Annotated in this window: 21 protein-coding genes, 1 pseudogene and 1 riboswitch; of the genes and pseudogenes, 9 read left to right on the top strand and 13 right to left on the bottom strand. The window is 41.2% G+C overall.

All coding sequences use genetic code 11. The features are described 5' to 3' along the window. Window positions 1–64: 64 nt before the first annotated feature. Together V7K89_RS10090 and V7K89_RS10085 are read left to right on the top strand one after the other, a co-directional pair. Complete coding sequence (locus tag V7K89_RS10090; protein WP_335186719.1) at window positions 65–805, top strand: hypothetical protein; 741 nt, start codon at window positions 65–67, stop codon at window positions 803–805. Window positions 806–1,147: 342 nt separating this feature from the next. Continuing rightward, window positions 1,148–2,605, top strand: a complete 1,458-nt coding sequence (locus tag V7K89_RS10085) for a hypothetical protein (RefSeq protein ID WP_335186717.1) — start codon at window positions 1,148–1,150, stop codon at window positions 2,603–2,605. 349 nt (window positions 2,606–2,954) lie between these two features. Here V7K89_RS10085 and V7K89_RS10080 read toward each other — a convergent pair whose 3' ends face one another. The 7 genes from V7K89_RS10080 to V7K89_RS10050 form a co-directional block, all read right to left on the bottom strand. Beyond that, on the bottom strand, window positions 2,955–4,364 hold the full coding sequence (locus tag V7K89_RS10080; protein ID WP_335186715.1) for a serine hydrolase: 1,410 nt from the start codon (window positions 4,362–4,364) through the stop codon (window positions 2,955–2,957). Window positions 4,365–4,616: 252 nt separating this feature from the next. Continuing rightward, window positions 4,617–5,090 carry a hypothetical protein gene (locus V7K89_RS10075; RefSeq protein WP_335186713.1) on the bottom strand — a complete coding sequence of 158 codons (474 nt, stop codon included), beginning with the start codon at window positions 5,088–5,090 and terminating at the stop codon, window positions 4,617–4,619. Between the two features lie 351 nt (window positions 5,091–5,441). Beyond that, window positions 5,442–5,894 (bottom strand): hypothetical protein, encoded by a 453-nt coding sequence (locus V7K89_RS10070; protein ID WP_335186711.1) that lies wholly within the window; start codon window positions 5,892–5,894, stop codon window positions 5,442–5,444. A 5-nt stretch (window positions 5,895–5,899) separates the two neighbouring features. After that, window positions 5,900–6,760, bottom strand: a complete 861-nt coding sequence (locus tag V7K89_RS10065; RefSeq protein ID WP_335186709.1) for a class I SAM-dependent methyltransferase — start codon at window positions 6,758–6,760, stop codon at window positions 5,900–5,902. 18 nt (window positions 6,761–6,778) lie between these two features. Beyond that, window positions 6,779–7,243, bottom strand: coding sequence for a hypothetical protein (locus tag V7K89_RS10060; RefSeq protein WP_335186707.1), 465 nt, complete (start codon window positions 7,241–7,243; stop codon window positions 6,779–6,781). Continuing rightward, window positions 7,227–9,479, bottom strand: coding sequence for a 5-methyltetrahydropteroyltriglutamate--homocysteine S-methyltransferase (metE, locus tag V7K89_RS10055; RefSeq protein WP_335186705.1), 2,253 nt, complete (start codon window positions 9,477–9,479; stop codon window positions 7,227–7,229). Before metE ends, V7K89_RS10060 begins: the two co-directional genes overlap by 17 nt. A gap of 75 nt (window positions 9,480–9,554) precedes the next feature. Further along, window positions 9,555–9,965: a DUF1636 domain-containing protein gene (locus tag V7K89_RS10050; RefSeq protein ID WP_335186703.1), complete on the bottom strand. Its 411-nt coding sequence runs from the start codon at window positions 9,963–9,965 to the stop codon at window positions 9,555–9,557. A 303-nt stretch (window positions 9,966–10,268) separates the two neighbouring features. After that, window positions 10,269–10,411: riboswitch (cobalamin riboswitch) on the bottom strand. A gap of 221 nt (window positions 10,412–10,632) precedes the next feature. Between V7K89_RS10050 and V7K89_RS10045 the strand changes: the two genes are divergently transcribed. The 3 genes from V7K89_RS10045 to V7K89_RS10035 all read left to right on the top strand — a co-directional run bounded on the left by V7K89_RS10045 (window position 10,633) and on the right by V7K89_RS10035 (window position 15,208). Next, a complete protein-coding gene (locus V7K89_RS10045; protein WP_335186701.1) occupies window positions 10,633–12,723 on the top strand; it encodes a hydantoinase/oxoprolinase family protein in 2,091 nt (696 codons plus the stop codon). 79 nt (window positions 12,724–12,802) lie between these two features. After that, window positions 12,803–13,561, top strand: a complete 759-nt coding sequence (locus V7K89_RS10040) for a GNAT family N-acetyltransferase (protein WP_335186699.1) — start codon at window positions 12,803–12,805, stop codon at window positions 13,559–13,561. 81 nt (window positions 13,562–13,642) lie between these two features. Continuing rightward, the gene (locus tag V7K89_RS10035) at window positions 13,643–15,208 is read left to right on the top strand and encodes a hydantoinase B/oxoprolinase family protein (protein WP_335186739.1); all 1,566 of its coding nucleotides are present in this window, start codon (window positions 13,643–13,645) and stop codon (window positions 15,206–15,208) included. A 3-nt stretch (window positions 15,209–15,211) separates the two neighbouring features. Here V7K89_RS10035 and V7K89_RS10030 read toward each other — a convergent pair whose 3' ends face one another. The 3 genes from V7K89_RS10030 to V7K89_RS10020 form a co-directional block, all read right to left on the bottom strand. Further along, window positions 15,212–16,027 carry an alpha/beta fold hydrolase gene (locus V7K89_RS10030; protein WP_335186697.1) on the bottom strand — a complete coding sequence of 272 codons (816 nt, stop codon included), beginning with the start codon at window positions 16,025–16,027 and terminating at the stop codon, window positions 15,212–15,214. 55 nt (window positions 16,028–16,082) lie between these two features. Next, window positions 16,083–16,475, bottom strand: coding sequence for a carboxymuconolactone decarboxylase family protein (locus tag V7K89_RS10025; protein WP_335186696.1), 393 nt, complete (start codon window positions 16,473–16,475; stop codon window positions 16,083–16,085). Between the two features lie 443 nt (window positions 16,476–16,918). Beyond that, on the bottom strand, window positions 16,919–17,167 hold the full coding sequence (locus V7K89_RS10020; protein ID WP_335186695.1) for a hypothetical protein: 249 nt from the start codon (window positions 17,165–17,167) through the stop codon (window positions 16,919–16,921). 134 nt (window positions 17,168–17,301) lie between these two features. Here V7K89_RS10020 and V7K89_RS10015 point away from each other — a divergent pair. Continuing rightward, window positions 17,302–17,448: pseudogene (locus V7K89_RS10015) on the top strand (transposase); the annotation flags it as partial. Window positions 17,449–17,775: 327 nt separating this feature from the next. Here V7K89_RS10015 and V7K89_RS10010 read toward each other — a convergent pair. The 3 genes from V7K89_RS10010 to V7K89_RS10000 all read right to left on the bottom strand — a co-directional run bounded on the left by V7K89_RS10010 (window position 17,776) and on the right by V7K89_RS10000 (window position 19,466). Further along, entirely contained in the window at window positions 17,776–18,657 is an 882-nt protein-coding gene (locus tag V7K89_RS10010) for an NmrA family NAD(P)-binding protein (RefSeq protein ID WP_335186694.1), read from the bottom strand. Between the two features lie 19 nt (window positions 18,658–18,676). Further along, window positions 18,677–19,141, bottom strand: coding sequence for a nuclear transport factor 2 family protein (locus V7K89_RS10005; protein ID WP_335186692.1), 465 nt, complete (start codon window positions 19,139–19,141; stop codon window positions 18,677–18,679). Window positions 19,142–19,235: 94 nt separating this feature from the next. Further along, complete coding sequence (locus V7K89_RS10000) at window positions 19,236–19,466, bottom strand: helix-turn-helix transcriptional regulator (RefSeq protein WP_335186690.1); 231 nt, start codon at window positions 19,464–19,466, stop codon at window positions 19,236–19,238. 11 nt (window positions 19,467–19,477) lie between these two features. Here V7K89_RS10000 and V7K89_RS09995 point away from each other — a divergent pair, with 11 nt between their 5' ends. The 3 genes from V7K89_RS09995 to V7K89_RS09985 all read left to right on the top strand — a co-directional run bounded on the left by V7K89_RS09995 (window position 19,478) and on the right by V7K89_RS09985 (window position 20,456). After that, window positions 19,478–19,609, top strand: coding sequence for a hypothetical protein (locus tag V7K89_RS09995; protein ID WP_335186688.1), 132 nt, complete (start codon window positions 19,478–19,480; stop codon window positions 19,607–19,609). A gap of 99 nt (window positions 19,610–19,708) precedes the next feature. Next, window positions 19,709–20,032 (top strand): ArsR/SmtB family transcription factor, encoded by a 324-nt coding sequence (locus tag V7K89_RS09990; protein WP_335186686.1) that lies wholly within the window; start codon window positions 19,709–19,711, stop codon window positions 20,030–20,032. 19 nt (window positions 20,033–20,051) lie between these two features. Next, window positions 20,052–20,456: an SRPBCC domain-containing protein gene (locus V7K89_RS09985; protein ID WP_335186684.1), complete on the top strand. Its 405-nt coding sequence runs from the start codon at window positions 20,052–20,054 to the stop codon at window positions 20,454–20,456. Window positions 20,457–20,526 lie beyond the last annotated feature (70 nt).

Raw genomic sequence — 20,526 nt, 5'->3', positions numbered from 1 at the left:
TTTGTCTATTTTATGTTGCGATGCTAGCAAAATTTTCATCAAAACAGCAGGAGGATTAATCCTAATGGCAGATTCAAGTAATAGTAGTAGCGGTAACTCCTCTACTAGTGGGAACAATCCGATTGAACAATCACCCTTTGGTCGCTTGACAGAAGTTCTTAGTAAAGAAGAGCTCGCCAATCTATTCAGTGGTGTAGGTAATGGAGAAAGTGGCGGTAGCCCATTTGGTGGTGCCGGTGGCAGTGGCAGTCAGGCTGATTTACCCTACAATGGTAATCCTTTCGCTGGCGACAACTTCTGGAATATTTTTGCAGGCGGTGTAAACCCATCCACAATTGGTGGTAGCCCATCCACGGGTGGTAGTAGCGCATCCGCAGGTGGTGGTAATCCATCCGCAGGTAGTGTTAGCCAAGGTAGTGGTAGCGACCCTTTGACTGGTAGTAGCAGCCAGACCTATGGTATTAGCACAACTGAAATACCGGACGGGTTCACTTTGAGGGCTACTATTGACAAGCTAGTTAACTCAAAGCTTGACAAGGAAGTTGGTGGTGGACAAATCCCCTCATTTAGTGAAGGACAAATCCCCTCATTTGGTGGAAGTGGTGGACAAATCCCCTCATTTGGTGGAAGTGGTGGACAAATCCCCTCATTTGGTGGAAGTGGTGGACAAATCCCCTCATTTAGTGGAAGTGGTGGACAAATCCCCTCATTTGGTGGAAGTGGTGGACAAATCCCCTCATTTGGTGGAAGTGGTGGACAAATCCCCTCATTTGGTAGCAGTGGTGGACAAATCCCATTCGCTTAATAGAATCCTTGCGAAAATCAGCAGATAAATAGAAGGGAAAAATCATGAGTTCTTCAGTACGTAGTATGCTAGTACAGCTTGGCGCAAATAAACATATTATTTGATAAACCAGAAAAGCGTGTACTATCGCTGATCTGCCTTCTGCCTGATTGTACTAGTTTGCTATTTTACGCCCTGAAAAGAATTTCAGGTAAAGGTTTAGGCAATATCTTCTGTTAGTTTGACGGTAAGATATTAAAGCCTTTATTTTAAAGAGATTTTGGGTTTAGCAAATTCATAATTGGTATAAGAAGTACTGAAGACCCCATAACTTTTTAACTAAAAATAGGAGAATTAGTGCTAATGGAAGCGTCTGCTATCAATCCCGTTAATGGTGGAGTTAATCCCTTAAATGCAAGTGGCGCTAGCAACCTATATAGCGGTAATTCCTTTGCTGCCAATGACAGTTTGTCTGCTGTCAAGGGCAGCCTGTTGACGGGTGATAGCAATCTGTTATTAGGTAACGGTAGCAATTCGATTCCAGGTGGCGGTATTAACCCGTTTGTAGGTGATGGTGGCAGTGGGCTTCAGAAATTAATCTTTGAGCGATTAAAGTTAGTTCTAGGTGATAACTATTTCAAGGGTATTGATAACACATTAGCAGCAGGTAGTAACCCGTTTGCAGGCAGTGGTTATCCCATTCCAGGTGGGGCTACCAATCCGTTTGCAGGTAATAGTAATGCGATCGCAGGTGGGGCTACCAATCCGTTTGCAGGTAACAGTAATCCGATCACAGGTGGGGCTACCAATCCGTTTGCAGGTAACAGTAATCCGATTGCAGGTGGGGCTACCAATCCGTTTGCAGGTAACAGTAATCCGATTGCAGGTGGGGCTACCAACCCATTTGTAGGTAACAGCAATCCAATTGCAGGTGCTGGAAGTCTGCTTCAACAATCGCCTTTCGATCCGTTGAAAGAAGTCCTTGGTAATAATATACCCTTTAGTAACACTGGGAATACATCTAATTCAAGTAGCCAAACCTTTAATCAGAGCAACGCACCGGTTGGGAATGGTAATAAGGACTCTGGTAGTAATAACGCAACCATTGGTAATTTTAACTCGGATAATGGCAGTAACAGCGCAACCATTGGTAATGGCAACTGGAACTTTAATAATAACAACGCAACCATTGGTAATGGCAACTGGCTATTTGGAAAGGATAATACAACTCTTGGTAACGGCAACTGGTATTGGGACAACGGAAGTAAGAATTCAACATTAGGTAATGGTAATTGGCACTTCGGCAGTGACAACGCAACTATTGGAAACGGCAATTGGGACTTCGGCACTGATAATACAATTATTGGTAATGGGAACTGGGTTTTTACCAATGGAAATGAAATTATTGGTAATGGCAATTGGTTAACAAAGACTGACAATACAACGATTGGAAACGTCAATAATCTCAGCAGTTTAAAGTTATCCCCATTAGGGATCAAAACTGATGTCAACAATCTGATTGACTCTCTTATAGGTAAAATAGGTCAAAATTTTCTTGGGTTTACAGGAGATTTTGATGTATCAAGTAGCCAAACCTTTAACCGCCTCATCTCTTCTAAAAGTGTTGGTAATGACACTGATATATCTAAGGATATTGAGCAACTTTTGGCATCACTCAGCCCAATTCAAGGAAATTTCATCAATTATCAGCCTGTGCAAAACCCTCAGTCTGTGCCAGAATCTGCTTCTTCAGTGTCGTTGGTAGTAATGGGACTAGTATGTTTGTTGTTGTCACTGTTCAAAAAACAACAACACTGTTAACGTAAATTCAATTCTTCTAAGCTGATTGCGATCGCACTTTCTGTTTTTCTACCAAGTTGACTTACAGCAGTAATTAGCGAGAATTGATGCTGTCCGCGCCAAGCTATCCTCATGGCTGGAGTTTAGACTAAAAGCGATATAAGAAAACAGGCGTTGCTGAATCCAGGTATGAATCATGCGCTCGCCTCAAGGTTGCAGGCGCTACGCGCCCGTAGCGCCATGGAACCGTACTTGAGGTATTACTAATCGAATAGATAAGTTATCACAGTCAGGTCGCAATTAACGCATAAAGACTTGGGAACAGATTCATAATCTAAACCCTGAAGGTTTGACATTTATTGATGAAACCTTAAGGTAACTGAGTTAATTTCGGTTGGTCTAAGTATGTATATACTAACTGAGAAACTTGACGAACAAAATCCCTACCTCTAATGTCATTGTAAGGTCTTCTCACAAAAATCCCTGCTAAGTAACGCTTGCCATTGGGCATTTCAATAATACCTGCATCTCCAATGACAAATCCAATATCCCCTGTTTTATGAGCAATTACCGCTCCCGAACCTAAACCAGCTGCCAGCAACTTTTTGTTATGACAATGATTTAAAATGTCTAAAACCTGGGAGCGACTTGCATCTGAAATTAACTTATGATACTGAATCAATGCTGACAATTTTACTAAGTCGGCAGGACTGGTCGTATTAGTTCCTTTGAAATCTCCCAGTAAATGACGAATTGCAGTATTTTTTAATCCCCAACTGCGAAACCGCTGATTTAATATTGCCTTACCACCCAAACGGTCAATAATCATGTTTGTAGCGGTATTATCGCTGATACTAATCATTTTATTTATGGTTTGCAGCACAGTTAACTTGGTTCCCACACGTTTATACTGCAAGTCTCCAGAGCCACTTGCAACCAAGTCTCGCCGCATTACCAGAGTGTCATTTAGTTTGACTGTACCAGCGTCTATTTTCTCAAATAAAGCAATTAGAATTGGGAACTTAATCGTACTTGCGGCGGGAAATACTTTGTCACCACTAATATCCAAATAGTTACCTGTCTCTAAATCTACAAAAAACATACCCGGCTTGAGGAAACTGTAGCGAGCCATCAATGCATTAATTTGAGATTTTAGTTGTAGTATTTCTTCACCTAAAGGAACTACCCCAGCAAACATAGAAGCATTGATTGGTTTAGTGAGTATATCTGGTGGACTCAGTTTATTAATAGTTGCAATATCCTGTAAAGGCGCTTTACTTTGGAATAAGAGAACTTGGCGTTTTTGCTGGAGATTAGGGGTAATAGAAATTGGTGTTTGGGAGGATTGTTCTCCATCTCCTATTCTCCACTTCAAAATTCCCGTCGCAGGCATTTTTTTAATTGATGATAGTTTTACGACCCAATGAGAGTCAGAATCTCCTCGGACTATTACACTTTGTGGAGAGATATTATAACCAGGTGCTAATTCAATTACGAGTCGGGTTGTCTGAGGGTCAAGCTGTGCTACCCGAATTTCTCGAATTGCCCAAGCAAAGTTTTGTTTGGTTGTAGGGTAGTTGAAAGTAGTTCCTGATAAGTCAATGACAAGCCTTTTGGGGTTATCAATTAAAAAAACTCTCGGTTGAATACCTGAGTCAGTGGTTAAGTCAAGCTGATTGTGAATGGGGTCAAAGTGCCAAGATTCTAATTGAGTTGCTCTTGCCGGAGAAGATAACAGCAAAATACTAATTAAGTTCAGAAATAACCAGCGTAATTTCATATAGTATAGTGAGGAGAACATTGAATTTAGTTACAGATATTTTCGGCAAGGAAATCAAATTATAACTGATTGAAAATCATAAGCAAGAAAATATATAATGTCAATAATTTCGGATAGGAAATAAAAACTTCTGGAGTCAATATAGATTTGATTTGATGAAAATCAGTATAATTTCATTCACACCCATTGAAAAAACGGGTGGACAAAGCTTTCTCAAATTACTCTAAAAGCACCCATTAACTTGGGACTTTACTATTGAGTATTAGTTGATTGAGAATCATTTTGTATTTTTTTATCTGTACAGGGTGTGATTTTGTCTGCTGGTGGAAGATACTCACCTTCGACTCCGATAGTGATTCCTCTTGCCTGACGTAACGCATTTATCGATTTCGGACAGTCACAGCCAAATTTAGCGATCGCAGCATCACTTTCTTCATCTGTCATATTTAGTTCTATCACTTTTTGATTATCAGGCTGAAGATTATCAGCTTTTGCCATAAAAAGGCGATTGAAAGTCGCCAGATAAGCATTTCCACTACAGTTTTGACGTTGACAATTTAAAGTGGCTGTATGAGTATTATTTGTGGAAATATTCTCAGATAATTTTTGCTGATTGGGATTATCTGCTTTTGCAGATTTCTCTAAAAATAAATTCAGTAGCAACGAACTAACAAATGTTGAGCCTGCAAATAAAATTAGAGGTAGTTTTCTCACTACTTTCTCCATAATATACTATTGGACTGCACAACCTTAACACCTGACAATTTCAATGTCAGTCTATTTTTATCATCAAAATTAAGTTTTAATTATTTTCTCAATAAATATCAATATATCCAATAGTAACAATGAGAGTTTATTAATAATTTTTTACAGTTAATCAAAGATATTCATTAATTATAATTACATTGAAATTGGGGAAATAGATAAAATCTTTTTACCCACTATTGAGATAAATAATTTTGAAGTTTTAAGACTGGGGTTTTTGAGGCTTGAACGGTGCTATTAAAGCTCTATACATCTCAATTTGCACAAAGCCGTAAAACCAAAAAGTTGATTTTTTATTTTGCATGAGTCTGATTATGTTTTTGCTCCTATGAAGAGAGGATACTGAGATTGAAAATCTACCCATTCTTTGCATACAGTTTGGTAACATTGGGGTGGTGTGATTGGTAATTTAGTTAAATAGAAAAATCCAGCTTGATGACCGTATTCTAATAAAAATACAACATCTTTTTGGGGATTATACTTATCTACAGCTTCCAGAATATGAGCATTCATGAAGTGTCTTTGTAACAGTACGGTATCAGGTGCTGCTAACCAAGCATTTAAGAAAGCTGCAATATTTTTACGCGGGATAAAATGCGCTTTAAATGTTTCGCCAGCCATACCTAAATGCGGAGAATTGGTACTGCAAATTACAACACCACGTTCTCCTCCTAAATAACCGATCCAAGCGTTGTAACCAATTGCTAATATATTGGTGGCAATAAAAGCTTGTTGCCAATCTTGGGTGTTTGTTTCTGGGGTCATCTTGATTAAACTCCTTTTGATAACTGCCAGAGTTGGATGGAATAACATAAATGGCTCTCAAAAATTGCGCGTGCTGCTAACCCCTCAACAACCAACTTTTCCAGCCAGCGCTTAAATGCCCAACGACCGAGTGAGTATAATGGTGGGAGTGCGATCGCCACAATATCAGCAAGATATTTGACCGTTGTTAGCCCAAAAGTACGGAAGTTATCAACACACAAGTCAATCGTTGGTGCAATTTGAGTGGAGATGTCCTCAGTCTTAATTAACTTGAATCCAGTGTGCATCAACGCTGTTTGAAGCTCACTGGCGACATGACAATTAGAAAAAATACCTTCTCGGTATTCGGCATCAGAACGCATCATGTCTGCAAGCAGCAGGTAGCCACCACTACTTAGTAAACGAGCCGCACCTTGAGCCAAATCGTCAACAGCAATATATTGACTGCTTTCACTGAACAGAACTAAATCGTAGGAGTATGATTTGTGAAAATCTTCAAATCTCGTTAAGTAGAAAGGTACTTGACCGTTGGTATTGTGAATAAATCTCTCTTGCTGGAGTGCATCGGGTGCTAATCCCTCAACACTGAAACCGCGATCGCACAAATATGCCGCATTACCACCAATCCCACAGCCTACGTCAAGCACAGTTTTTATCCCTTCTGGGATAAAACTCAAAAGTTTGGCTGTATACGCAGCTTGCGCCACACGCAGGCGAGTTAGAGTTAATTCTTCACCCACAGTAGGTAGTGGTTCCCAATACCCGTAATGGAGATAGGAGGAATTTGTGAGTCCCATGTAATAATCTATCGCTGCATTTTGGTAGCGAGTTGCTTTGGGAATATTGCTTGATTTTGGCTTGAGCATTGAGGATTAAAGTAAGTTTTAGGGTATTAGGCTTGGTTTAAATTCTGACCATCGCTTGCAAACTTGTTTATAGCAATCGGGTGGAGTAATTTTTAGTTGGTGTAAAAAATTCACCTCAATTTGAGGTTCAGCCTTTAGCACCAGAAGAATATCTTGATGGGGATTGTATGTTGCGATCGCCGGGGAAATTGATGAAATCATGGATGAGCAGATTGATTGCGATATAGCTCCACAATCCTGAAACGAACGCAAGTAAAACCTAATCAGATCGGAGGGGAGAAATTGGAGGGTGAAGGGAACTGTATCAAGACTTGTAATTGTCGGGTGAGTAACTTTAGTATCCATATCACAAATAACAACTCCCCGCCCAAATGACTGAAATCCCTTCCATCCTGTATAACCGATTACCAGCAGATTGTTATGAATAAAGCTATTTTGCCAGTAGCCAAAATTTCCTTGCCAGACATTATTGGGGGGTCGCATTCACTTCCTCCCGCAAGACTTTTGTTGCTTCCACCATATTCTTTAAGGCCGGAATCACCTCTGACCAACGGCGAGTTTTTAAACCGCAATCTGGATTTACCCAAATTTGTTTTACTGGTAAATTAGCAATTCCAGTCCGCAATTGTTGTAAAATCTGCTCAGTTGTCGGAACGACAGGACTATGAATATCGTAAACTCCATTACCAACTTGATGTGAGTAACCACCCTCTGTGATTTCTCGCAGAGTTTGATTGTTGCTGCGACTATTTTCAATCGAAATAACATCAGCATCTAACCGTTCAATATCCTTGATGATGTCACCAAATTCGCAGTAGCACATGTGAGTATGGATTTGGGTTTGGGGTTGAGCTATTGCTGTCGCCAAACGAAATGCATCTACAGCCCAAGAAAGATATTCATTCCAACGCTCAACCTTTAGGGGTAAACCCTCACGTAGCGCTGGTTCATCAACTTGAATTACCTTTGCACCAGCCGCCTCCAAATCCGCCACCTCATCCCGCAACGCTAAAGCAATTTGGAAAGCTTGTTCTGACTTGGAAATATCGGTACGGGGATAAGACCAATTTAAGATAGTTACAGGAGCCGTTAACATCCCTTTTACAGGTTTTTCCGTCAAAGATTGAGCGGCTTGAAACTCACGTACTGTCATTGGCGCAGTCCGAACCACATCACCGTAAATAATTGGTGGACGAACATAACGGCTACCGTAGCTTTGCACCCAACCATTTTCAGTGAAAGCGAAGCCTGATAACTGCTGTCCAAAAAATTCCACCATATCGGTGCGTTCAAATTCACCATGAACTAAAACATCTAATCCTAATTCCTCTTGTAGTTTAATGCTTTCGGCAACTTGAACATCAATTGCAGTTTCGTATTCTGACTGACTCAATTCACCGCGTTTGTAACGCATTCGGAGTTGGCGAACTTCAGAGGTTTGGGGAAAGGAACCAATTGTAGTTGTTGGGAACAGAGGAAGCGAAATTTGGGAATCAAGCCGCAATCCATAGGATAAGGAGCGCTGAAAATCATCAGTCTTCAGAGTTTTCAGTCTTTCTTCAACTGACTGATTTGCTGGATTAAACTCCTCGAACTTACTCCAGCTAGTCTCGATCAATTCTTGCTCTGCTTTAGTGTTTTCTCCTATTATTGTCCGAGCTAAGAAAACCACTTCTTGAAGTTTCTGTTCAGCAAAACTCAAGACATTACGTAGTGATGATGGTAATCGTTTTTCTCGTTTGGCATCGTCGGGAACAAATTGTAAGGAAGCAGATGGTTGAATATGTAAAGATGTCCCATGTAAAGTCTCTACAATCTCTTGTAAAATGGGAATAACTTTCTCGGAACGAATTTGCCAAATATTTCTTGCGTCTATAATCCCTGCACCTAGTCGCTTATTTGGTGGAAAACCGTAAGTTTTAATTAACTCTAAGTTGCGTCCGCGTGTCAAGTCTAGGCTAATAGCAGCAACAGGTAAATCTATCACCCAAGGGTAAGTTTCACCTAAATCATCAAAATAAGTAACCAAGTGTAGGGGTATTCCAACTAACGAAAGTGATTGATAAACTTTTTGAAAGTGTTCTTTCCAAGAATTAGCATCACCTAAAACAAGTGCAGGTTCATGTATTTGCACTTCTTCTACTCCTAAATTTTTTAATTCAGTGAGTAGGTTGATGTATAGCGGAATTAACTTTGATACTGCTTGCTGAATATTTAGTGATAGTTTGCTTAAGCGCAGCAGAGTACAGGGCCCAAGTACAATTGGAATTGCCCGTTTACCTAATATTTTTTGAGCGCGGCTAACTTGTTCTAAAAAGTCGCTGAAATCAGATGGTAATGTTTCTTCTGCAATTTCAGGGACAAGATAGTGATAGTTAGTATCAAACCACTTAGTCATTTCCAAGGCAGCAATTCCTTCTTTACCCCGCGCCATTGTAAAATAGCGTTCTAACCCGGAAAGCTGTTGAAATCTTTCAGGAATTAGCCCAAAACGAAATATCCAGTCAAGTACATGATCGTAGAGAGTTGAGTCTCCAATTCCAATGTGGTCAATTCCGGTTTCAAGTTGAGTTTTCCAGTTAGATTCCTCAACTTTTCGCACGGTTTGGAGTAATGATTCTGACTCTATATTACCACTCCAAAATGCTTCTAGCGCTTTCTTGACTTCCCGGTTTTTTCCAATGCGAGGATAGCCTAAGGTTGCTGTTTGAATCTGCATTACTTTCTATTCCTTTCAAGATTAATGATTTAAGTACTAGAGATTAAGAACTGGGAAATTTTACCCAGTCATCAATTAACAACAACTTATGTTTAATTTTGCCCACTTATTTAGTGGTGGAATCTTTGCTAAAATCCCTTTTTTCAAAGGTTCAGGTCGTTCTGACCAAGGTAGTAAGCCATCAGGCTTAGTATAATATTGAGTTGCACATTTCAGTACAGCAGATGCACAGCTGTCATCTGGTAAATCACCAAAGAGATAAGTTGATTTCCCTTCTGCTGTAAAGGCAATAACACAAGAACGGTTACAAGCACTCATGCATTCAACTCCCTGAATAGAGAATTTATTTCGCAATTCCCAATTGAATGCAAGTTGTTGAAGCTGTAGTAGTAGTTGCTCACCTTTACTTTCACCAACTCGTTTACCATCTTGCCAGACGCTGGCGCAGGTCGTGCAAACAAATAAACTATGTTGTTTATCGAGCATTAATTTTGAAGTGTGTAGGATTAAGTCCGAATCGCAGATATGACATCTTGTCGCAGTCTTGCAACTGCAACATAGCTATTGAGTAAATTTGGCAGAAATGATGTTATAAAAGCTTTCACGCCAAGGAAAAACCAGCGTAAATGACAGTTACATCAAACCGCAATTGCAATTATCAATAAACTGCCTATAATCTCATAGCCATAAGTAGTCCGTGGCGTATCTCTGGCACTATGAGAATGTGAAACTGATATATGTTTGAAATATTTATGGCAATATTCACCTGTACCTCGCAGATGGATGTGAGTTTGTCTGTTACTTTCGGCGGGCATTCTGACTTTGAGGCATAAGCCTCATTACAGCTGCGGGACAGTGCCGGATTTACACCGAACTTTCCCCCTTGCGTCTGATGGCTGATCCCCACCAGAACCGATTTGATATTGGTTTTATAATAGCATGATTATGAATTTAAGAATACTTAAACTTACTGGTTGCAATAGCTACAATTTTTCAGATGCGATATTTGGGTTGAATGTAGCGATGTATACGACGGGCTACGCCTACGCTAACTCGTTTCACTAGCTGAAAAAGCAAAACTTAAAATTGAGGAAGTATAAACACTTCAAATTCTATTGTTATGCTACCTCTATAGTGTTGAGGAAACAGAGTAATGTTGAAGGTGTTTGCTGACCGTGGTGGTACATTCACAGATATTGTTGCTGTTACTAATAATCAAGCAATTATCGATGGAGTTTCAAAACATCCTGAACGTTTTTTAATTGTGACTTTGCCTAATCAGCAATGGATTATAGTCTATAAACTACTTTCAGAAAATCCCGAACAATATCAAGATGCTGCCATCCAAGGTATTCGAGATATCAGGGGTATTGCTAGCAACGAACCCATTTCTACTGAGGCGATAGAAGTAGTGAAAATGGGGACAACAGTAGCAACCAATGCACTGTTAGAAAGGAAAGGAGACAGGGTTGTTCTTCTGATCACCAAAGGGTTTAAAGATGCGCTGCAAATTGGCTACCAAAATCGTCCTAACATCTTTGTGCGCCAGATAATTCTACCAACGATGCTTTATGAACAGGTGATTGAGATAGATGAACGCTATGATGCTAACGGAAATGAATTAATATCTATAAATATTGAACAAGTTAAAAGTGATTTACAAGCAGTTTACCATACAGGAGTTCGGAGTTGTGCTATTGTTTTTATGCACAGCGATCGCTATCCCAAACACGAACAACAAATAGCCCAGCTTGCTCAAGAGATTGGCTTTACTCAAATATCTGTATCACATCAAGTTAGTCCCTTAATGAAGTTGGTTAGCCGAGGAGATACAACAGTAGTCGATGCTTATTTAACTCCTATTTTACGTCACTACGTCAACCAAGTAGCAAGTCAGTTACCCAGCGTTAAATTAATGTTTATGAAATCTGACGGCGGTTTAGTCGCAGCCGAACAATTTCAAGGAAAAGATAGTATTTTAAGTGGCCCGGCTGGCGGTATTGTTGGCGCAGTTCAAACTAGTAAAAGGGCAGGTTTCGAGTTAGTTATTACTTTTGACATGGGAGGGACAAGTACAGATGTTGCCCACTTTAAAGGAGAATATGAACGACAACTAGATTCAGAAATTGCTGGGACGCGGATGCGAGTTCCTGTATTAGCAATTAATACCATTGCTGCTGGAGGTGGTTCTGTTCTCTTTTTTGATGGTTCTAGTTATCGTGTTGGCCCTAAATCTGCTGGTTCAAATCCTGGGCCTGCTTGTTATCGACGTGGCGGGCCATTAGCGGTTACTGATGCCAATGTAATGTTAGGTAAAATTCACCCACAATATTTTCCCTCGGTTTTTGGCATGGATGGCAATTTACCTTTAGATAAAGATATTGTTATTCAAAAATTTACCCAATTAACCCAAGACATTCAAGCCGCTACGTTAAATCATTGTACTCCTGAACAAGTAGCCGCAGGATTTATGGCGATCGCAGTGGAAAATATGGCGAACGCAATTAAAAAAATTAGTCTGCAACGCGGTTATGATATTACCCAATATGTGCTTTGTTGCTTTGGCGGTGCAGGTGGGCAGGTTGCTTGTTTAATTGCCGATACCTTGGGAATGAAAAAAATATTTCTACATCCTTATGCTGGAGCTTTATCTGCTTATGGGATGGGATTAGCTGATGTCCGGGCGATTAGAGAAGGAGGAGTTGAGCAACCTTTAACTCAAGCATTAATCTTTCAACTACAGCAGTTAATGGAATATTTAGAAACTCAAGCTAGAAGTGAAATAGATGAGGCACTGAGTCAAGTAGAAGTAATCCGAAAAGCTAATTTAAAATATCAGGGTACTAACTCTACCTTAACCGTTAATTTTGCTAATGATTTGGTATTGATGCAACAAGAATTTGAGGCTGAACACCAATCTCGCTATGGTTTTATTCAATTAGAAAAAAGCTTAATTGTTGAATCTGCTTCAGTGGAAGTAATTCAGAAAATGGATACTCCCGAAGAACCTTTAATTATTCGTACTCGTCCTTTAGATGAAGCTCCCGTATCTGTTGAGATAGTAAAGATGTTTACTGCTGATAAATGGCACGATACTCCTGTTTATCGACGGGAATATTTACAAGCAAAAGATAGTATTAATGGGCCTGCGATCATTGTGGAAAAAATTAGCACAATTGTAGTAGAGCTTAATTGGCAAGCGAGATTAACTGAACAAAACCATCTAATTTTAGAACGTCTATAAACTAGCTATTGTGCTGGAAAGTACTTACTTTTACCACACTAACCTCAACACGGTTTTATAATTAAAAGGCTATTCATTCATGGACTCTCGCATTCAGTCATATTTGCGCTTCGCGGCAAGCCAGCAACGTGATACGGAACAAATAGGACCTTTCTTGGTTAGCTTTAACCGCCATAGCCCCAATCCTTTTCTTAACTATGCCATCCCCAATGACGCAGCCACACCTTCACCCACCGACGTCAAGGCACTAATCGCTGCTTATGAAAGTCGCAAACGAAAACCGCGTTTGGAGTACGTTGCTTCCCTTGCGCCTGCTGTTGAGAAGGCACTAGTAGCTGCTGGTTTCACCGTTGAAGGACGCTTGCCACTTATGATTTGTACTCCTGGTTCAGAGCAATTGCTTGCTGCTCCCCCAGATATTGAATTAATTGTGCCAGTTTCAGACGCCCAGATACTTGCTACAGTTACGGTGCAAAATGAGGCTTACGGAGAGTCTGCACCAAGCCCCGAAGATGGTGAACGTCTTGGCAATAGTCTAGCAGCAGGCGGAATCGCTATACTTGCTCGTGTTGCTGCAACAGGCGAACCTGTGGGGGCTGGAATGTGTTCCGTGCCGGGAAATCAGATGACAGAAATCGCTGGTATCGGTGTGCGTGTTGCTTTTCGCCGACGCGGCATAGCAGGAGCCTTAACAACCCGGTTGGTGCGAGAAGCTTTCGAGGCAGGTGTTACGGTGGCGTTTCTCATGGCGGCACATCAAGAAGAAGTGCGAATTTACACCCGCGCCGGATTCTCTACAATCGGCGAAATTTTACACATTTCGCTTCCGCCGAAGTAGACAGTGATAGCTAATAGTAAACATTGAAGTGTTTAAAAAAGCGCTTAAGCGATGACTACACAATTTTTTAAGGAATTAAAAGTGTACACAACACCTCAACCCGATCCCGTCCGCTTAGAAATATTCAAAAATCTATATCAATTTATCGCCGAACAAATGGGGATTGTTTTACAAAATACAGCTACATCAGTGAACATCAAAGAGAGACTGGATTTCTCCTGTGCTATTTTTGACTCATCGGGATTATTAGTAGCAAATGCTCCTCATATTCCCGTACATTTAGGCTCAATGAGTGAAAGTGTCCGCAGTTTAATTAATGATAAAGGCGACACTTTCAAACTAGGAAATGTCTATCTATCTAATAACCCTTATAATGGCGGAACCCACCTTCCTGATGTCACTGCAATCACCCCTGTTTTTTTGGAAAGTAGTGAAAATAATCCATTTCCTACTCCCCTATTTTTTGTTGCTTCTCGCGGACACCAAGCAGATATTGGTGGAATTACTCCCGGTTCTATGCCTCCCCACAGTACCACAGTAGAAGAAGAAGGAATTCTCTTTGATAATTTTCTCTTGGTTGAAGAGGGGAATTTTAAAGAATCCGCAGTCAGAAAGCATCTCTCAAATCATACCTATCCTGCTCGTAACCCTGACCAAAATATTGCTGATTTTAAAGCACAAATTGCCGCCAATGAACGGGGAGTACAAGAACTTTATAAAATGGGTTCACAATACGGGCTTGATACTGTTCAAGCTTATATGAAATTTGTGCAAGCTAATGCTGAGGAGTCTGTTAGACGTGCGATCGCAGTTCTCAATAACGGCTCATTTACTTATAAAATGGATAATGACGCACAAATTCAAATTAAAGTAACTATTCACCCAGAAAACCGTAGTGCTACTATTGATTTTACAGGGACATCTCTACAACTAAATAGTAATTTTAATGCTCCTAAAGCTGTAACTCAAGCAGCAGTCTTATATGTCTTCCGTACTTTAGTTGATGATAATATTCCTCTCAATGCCGGGTGTCTTAATCCTCTAGAAATTATTATCCCGGTTGGCTGTATGCTCAACCCAACCTATCCAGCCGCAGTAGTCGCGGGTAATGTAGAAACTTCTCAAACTATTGTCGATGCTTTATATGGTGCTTTGGGTGTTATGGCTGCTTCTCAAGGAACGATGAATAATTTTACTTTTGGTAATCATCAATATCAATATTATGAAACTATTTGCGGCGGCTCTGGTGCCGGAATTGATTTTGCTGGTACTGATGGTGTACATTCCCACATGACTAACTCCCGCTTGACCGATCCAGAAGTTTTAGAAACCCGTTATCCTGTACTTTTAGAAAGCTTTAGTCTTCGTCCTGATAGCGGTGGCAAAGGAAAATATTCGGGTGGTAATGGAGTTGTCCGCCGTATTCGATTTCTAGAACCGATGACAGCTAATATTCTCTCTGGTCATCGGCTTGTTCCTCCCTTTGGATTAAATGGTGCGGAAGCAGGAAAAGTAGGACGCAACTGGATACAACGACAGAATGGAATTGAAGAAGATTTAGATAGTACAGCAACAGTAGAGATGAAAACTGGAGATATTTTTGTGATAGAAACTCCTGGCGGCGGTGGATTTGGTAAAGTCTCTTAATAATCAAAAATTGCTATAAGCTGGCTTCAACTTCCCCAAAAATTTGAGCATAGCCGAAACCACAGCATCCGGCGACTCAATCAAAAAGCCATGACCACCACGTTCGATGACTACAAGTTCAGCATTGGCAATACCTTGAGCAAGTTGTTGAGAAAACTTTAACGGGGTAAGAATATCTTGTTTACCAACCAGAACTAAGGTAGGACAATGAATTTCTTGGAGGCGGTCTATTGTGTCACTGCTAAGGATGGCTTGGCTGTGATGATAAAGTGAATGAGTTGCAGGTGGGAAAGGATATCTGATAGCAAATTCAATCAGACCTTCGATCATGTCAGGAATTGAGTAGAAAGCATCTGTAAATATCCACGGCAATACGACTTTTTCATAAAGTTTTAAGTCTACATTACTAGAAAGTTCGCCCCAAGTCTCGATGATGCTATTGAATAATGCATCACCTTTTGCCAAAGATGAAAGTAGCATCAGACTTTTTACCTTTTCAGGGTGTGCTAACACTAGTTCTTGGGCTATCTGACTACCCATTGAATGGCCTGCTAGATGTACCCGATCAATTCCGATGCGATCGAGCAATCCTGCAACGTCACTAGCCATCTGTTTCAGACTATAGGGGTTTTCGGGAGCAGAACTTCTTCCCATACCTCGGTTATCCAAGCGAATGACTTGATACTGCGAAACCAGTGCTGGCATAATCAGCGACCAATAAGCATGATCGCAAAGAAAGCCAGCTATTAATAGCAAAGGTTCACCCGTTCCCTTAATGTCGTAGAATAGATCAATCCCGTTAATCTGAACCTTGGGCATAGTAAATAATTCTGCTAAATCTTATTTTTAACCAGGGATAGACAAGGCTAAACTATTACGTCTTGAATTTCTTGTCCACCGGAATTTGATAGCCGTTGGCGAGGCGATTGGTCATATTGGCAGTGGCTGCGATCGCCATTAGTTCTCCAAACATAGTATCATTCATACCCTTGGCACGTGCTGCTGCTGTGTGCGAGGCGATGCAATACTCACAGCCATTCGTCGCACTCACGGCAATATAAATCAGTTCGCGCATCAGTGGATCGATTTCACCAGGGCTAACCATTACTTCCTTTAACGCTTGCCACGTTCGTTGCAGAGTGGGAGGATGGTTGGCTATGGCTTTCCAAAAGTTATTGATGTAGTCATTCTGACGTGTAATGCGAATGTCGTCATACACTACACGAACTTCGTCGCTGGCTTCTTCGTATTCGATCAGCTTAGTCATGTTTTAATTCAGGGTAAGTGAAAGTTTTGGGATTTTGGGTATATCACAGTTATCGATTTTAATTTCTCAACGCACTCTTTACAGATAGCGCTCCTTGGGAGTCTGGTTAAATTACTTGATTTACTGCAATCGTTACAAATTCCGATCATCAGCCTTTGGGGAATGGGGAAGAGAGCAAAAGTTGGGGGATGAGTAGGGATACTCATCCCTCTCGGTTTTAAATGCTGACTTGGTTCAGAAGTAAACCTATTTCCAATGACTATTACATAATCATCTGTTGTGAGTCAATCAAAATTCATCACAGTTTTCACAGTACCAAACCTCATCAAAACTTCCGGGTGACTGAAAGTTTAGGTTTCAAAACCTTCATTTGCATGAAGGGTTAATAGCATCAAGTCAGAGGAATTATTTTACACAATTTCTAGAACAGTAGGTTTACTACCTTACTCATCAGCTTTAGAAAGAATGTGCTTACCACCAAGCAATTTTTCACCTTGTTCAGTGACGTTAGCTTTGAGTGAGTCGCGGTAGTTAATCAATTCCTTGGTGAGTTTGTTTTCTGGTAGCCTTCCGGTATCGACGCCGATTAGGACGTACTGCCACAGACTGATCCGGCATAAGGATGAACTGCTAGCCTTCTCTACAAGCCCATCCCCCGATTGTTCTAAGACAGTACCCATCCCCAAACGCATTTTAAAAGTGTCGCGTAGCGTCTTTGACAGGAGAAGCAACGCTACGATGGGAACTGTACAATCGGTATTTCACTTAGCAGGGCGGCAAACTCTTATGATTTTTAGAATCACTGTTTATCTGAATGGAAATTGAGTTGAAAGTGCCAGATCACTCCACCTTATGCCGTCGTTTGAGCAAATTATCCGTGGAACTGCCTGTAATCCCAAAGGATGAGGCGATCCATGTTGTGGTGGATTCAACTGAAGTAAAAGTGTATGGTGAGGGAGAATGGAAAGTTCGCACACGCGAACAATTTGAGCAGTCACGGGCAAGTTTAGCACAGGCGGGTTTTGTGTTAAAGGATGCAGAATCGGCCTGCCTAAAGTTTTTAGAGATGCACTCCGCTTACAGCAGCTTACTCAACACGTTAGTTGAATACTTCGCCACCAAACCGCCCTTATGGACTGATCATACTTTCCCCGCACCTCATCCGCTTGCTCGCCGATTTCACAAGAAAACGGACTCATGATCGCCTTGCTCAACCGCAAGTCACTGATTCGTGGACTTGATAACCATCTCGAACCTGGAGCGAGTGCAGCAGGGGGAGCAGAGGTATTGATAATGACATTCAGCAGATGTTTGGCAGTAGTTTATATTTTGCAAACTGCTCAAACGTTGTTGGTGTGAGTGCTTCAGGTGTTCGTACTGTAGCGTAAACTCCGTTAGGATTGCCAAGAGCGCGGAACAAATTTCCTAGCTCTCGTTGTACATCAGGTGTCGCTCCTGTCGATGCAAGGTACTGCTGTATTGATTCAATAGTCACCTGAACATACTTGATAGAACGATCAAGCACTTGTGAAAGGATAGCAGTTGTTTCAACAAGCGTTAAATTTTCTGGCCCCATCAGATTACGAGTCCACTGCCCTGCCCAAGCATCATCAAGTAAATAGTTTGCTGCCTCATCGCCGATATCATCAGTACTAATCCAAGGAATATCATGGTCACTGGCATAGGGGAAGTATACGGTGTGGTCTCGCCGAATGAACTCAACTTGCTCCAAGAAATTCTCCATGAAATAGCCAGGACGCAGGTGTAGCACATTCGCTGTGCTCTGGTTGAAGATCGACTCAACGTTTCCGACAAATGAGATTGTACCCAAATCTGGTATTGCACCCGCACCGATGCTAGAAATGTTGACGACTCGTTTGATGCCGTTTTCATGCACTGCTTTGGCTCCAGTCATTGCCGTCTGAATGTACCAGTCACGTAAGTTTAGTGCATCAAGTTTCGGTGGAGTCAGCCAAAACAAGGCATCTGCATTTTGCGTTGCATCGATCAAGCCTTGAGTATCATCACTGCTGACTGGCTTCACCGTCGCACCTTGAGTCACTAGATCAGCTAACTTCTCTGGATGTCGTGCCAAAAGAATAGTTTCGGCTCCAGCCTGAATGATTTTCTCTGCGGTGCGTCGTCCAATCTTGCTGGATGCAGCTGCAATCACAATTCTCATACCTCTTTTCTCCCTTTCGTTACTCTGCATAGTCTGGATTGAAAGATTGACACAAATTTTGTGCGCTACCGAACGCATCAAGAGCAGGCATCGGGTTCCAATATTCACGGTAATGGATGATCAAGCCGTCCCTGGTTTCCAGTCGCATCACATAATCTTGCTGATAGTGACGACCTGTAGCGACAATTACAGCTTCCCCATGAACCTCACCAAATAGAAGATTAGGGTTTGACGTTGAGTAGACACGAATGTTTGTAAATACCAAATTTTGCATCTGTGCTGAGGCATTTTTCATGTAGTTGTAGATGGCAGATTTGCCTTCTAATCGTTCTGGTAAACTCAAAGCAGAAGCATAGGGAAATTCAAGGACTGCATCTTCGGCAAATAAGTCAACCCAAGCTTGGATGTCCTTGACCACGAGTGCCAGATGAGCGGCAAAAGCTTGTGCAATTGTATGTTGCTCAATATCTGGGGGAAGCTGCATTGGTATCTCCTAGTTGTATCTATCTAGAGTGTACTCAGTTCCAATGCTCGACTTCTTTCAGATTCTTACAACGCTTTATCAGATTTTTATAATCTTAACGAATCTGTTTCGGTGTGATTCCAGTCAGGCGTTTAAACTGTTGAGTAAGATGGCTTTGACTGGAGAACCCCACAAGTTGTGCAATGTTAGCGATCATTAAATCCGTTTTTGAGAGCAGCAGCTTCGCCTGCTCTACTCGCTGTTTAATTATATACTGATGAGGGGAAATACCTGTGGCACGTTTGAACAAACGTCTATCTGGTTCAATCCCATACTGAGCTTGCAAAAACGCTTAATGTGCCGCCTGGAATTCATGTTCCTCTTGGCGTTTGCGCTCCCTCTGTTCCCTCTGCCGTTGCTGATACTCTAGTGCCGAATGGCACGAAGACAACATCACCAGTATTTGACAAGGTGCAATTTGACATCTAAACCGTCAAGCACCTTATGGTCTTAACAAGACAGTCATACTCAAGATCGAATGATTGGGATACTTGACACAATATGTATCTTGGCTTATCATTCAACCATATGGTTGAATCAAATGTTGCTCTTGATATGATTTTTGGTGCTCTCACCGATGCAACACGGAGAGATATTCTTAAGCGTGTATCGAAAAGGGGACACACTATCAGCGAATTGGCAAAATCATATGCTATGTCTTTGGCAGCTGTTGCCAAGCACGTCAGTGTGCTTGAGAAAGCAGGACTCGTTACCAAGTGTCGAAGTGGTAAGGAGAAAATTATTCATATTACACCAAAGACTATCAAAGTAGCCGCAGCACATCTAAGTGAGTATGAAAAAGTATGGGGTACCCGCTTCGATGCTTTGGAAAAATTATTAGAAGAAAATTGACTTATAGGAGTCTTACTGTATGGCACATCTCAAAGTAACAGTCCCAGAGAATTCACAAAACATCTTGGGTACCGTCACAATCAATGCTCCGTTAGAAAAGGTATTCGAGGCGTATATCAAAGAGGAACTCTTCGCTAAATGGTGGTGTCGTGGTAATCCAATGAAAGTGTATCACTTTGATTGTAAAGACGGCGGGAGCTGGCATATTGCTGAGCAATCAGAAGACGGTAATGAGTATGAATTTACTGGCTGTTTTCACGAAGTAGCTAAAGATAGACGGCTCGTGCAGACATTTGAATTCTTAGGTATGCCGGAACGTGGACACGTCATGCTGGAAAAAATCGAGTTTGTCGCGATTGACGAGCATACAACTGAGATTCGTACACACAGCACTGCAATGAGGTGTTGCATAATAAAGGGATGAGGAGAGGGTTCATACTGTGCATTGTCCATACTGTAAGTCTACGGAGATTAGAAAAAATGGAAAAAGAAGA

The sequence above is a fragment of the Nostoc sp. genome (assembly GCF_036917515.1).
Taxonomy (GTDB): domain Bacteria; phylum Cyanobacteriota; class Cyanobacteriia; order Cyanobacteriales; family Nostocaceae; genus Nostoc.
Note: the sequence above shows the minus strand (reverse complement) of the source record. Positions and strands in the feature narration are given on the sequence as shown.

Bases quoted from the DNA above. Each gene is read 5' to 3' on its own strand.
- V7K89_RS10060 (WP_335186707.1), bottom strand. From the start codon at position 7,243: ATGCGACCCCCCAATAATGTCTGGCAAGGAAATTTTGGCTACTGGCAA.
- V7K89_RS10010 (WP_335186694.1), bottom strand. From the start codon at position 18,657: ATGAGAATTGTGATTGCAGCTGCATCCAGCAAGATTGGACGACGCACC.
- V7K89_RS09990 (WP_335186686.1), top strand. From the start codon at position 19,709: ATGGTTGAATCAAATGTTGCTCTTGATATGATTTTTGGTGCTCTCACC.
- V7K89_RS10030 (WP_335186697.1), bottom strand. From the start codon at position 16,027: ATGCCCAAGGTTCAGATTAACGGGATTGATCTATTCTACGACATTAAG.
- V7K89_RS10020 (WP_335186695.1), bottom strand. From the start codon at position 17,167: ATGCGTTTGGGGATGGGTACTGTCTTAGAACAATCGGGGGATGGGCTT.
- V7K89_RS10065 (WP_335186709.1), bottom strand. From the start codon at position 6,760: ATGCTCAAGCCAAAATCAAGCAATATTCCCAAAGCAACTCGCTACCAA.
- V7K89_RS10080 (WP_335186715.1), bottom strand. From the start codon at position 4,364: ATGAAATTACGCTGGTTATTTCTGAACTTAATTAGTATTTTGCTGTTA.
- V7K89_RS10005 (WP_335186692.1), bottom strand. From the start codon at position 19,141: ATGCAGCTTCCCCCAGATATTGAGCAACATACAATTGCACAAGCTTTT.
- V7K89_RS10040 (WP_335186699.1), top strand. From the start codon at position 12,803: ATGGACTCTCGCATTCAGTCATATTTGCGCTTCGCGGCAAGCCAGCAA.
- V7K89_RS10050 (WP_335186703.1), bottom strand. From the start codon at position 9,965: ATGCTCGATAAACAACATAGTTTATTTGTTTGCACGACCTGCGCCAGC.
- metE (WP_335186705.1), bottom strand. From the start codon at position 9,479: ATGCAGATTCAAACAGCAACCTTAGGCTATCCTCGCATTGGAAAAAAC.
- V7K89_RS10045 (WP_335186701.1), top strand. From the start codon at position 10,633: ATGTTGAAGGTGTTTGCTGACCGTGGTGGTACATTCACAGATATTGTT.
- V7K89_RS09985 (WP_335186684.1), top strand. From the start codon at position 20,052: ATGGCACATCTCAAAGTAACAGTCCCAGAGAATTCACAAAACATCTTG.
- V7K89_RS10075 (WP_335186713.1), bottom strand. From the start codon at position 5,090: ATGGAGAAAGTAGTGAGAAAACTACCTCTAATTTTATTTGCAGGCTCA.
- V7K89_RS10085 (WP_335186717.1), top strand. From the start codon at position 1,148: ATGGAAGCGTCTGCTATCAATCCCGTTAATGGTGGAGTTAATCCCTTA.
- V7K89_RS10070 (WP_335186711.1), bottom strand. From the start codon at position 5,894: ATGACCCCAGAAACAAACACCCAAGATTGGCAACAAGCTTTTATTGCC.
- V7K89_RS10090 (WP_335186719.1), top strand. From the start codon at position 65: ATGGCAGATTCAAGTAATAGTAGTAGCGGTAACTCCTCTACTAGTGGG.
- V7K89_RS10025 (WP_335186696.1), bottom strand. From the start codon at position 16,475: ATGACTAAGCTGATCGAATACGAAGAAGCCAGCGACGAAGTTCGTGTA.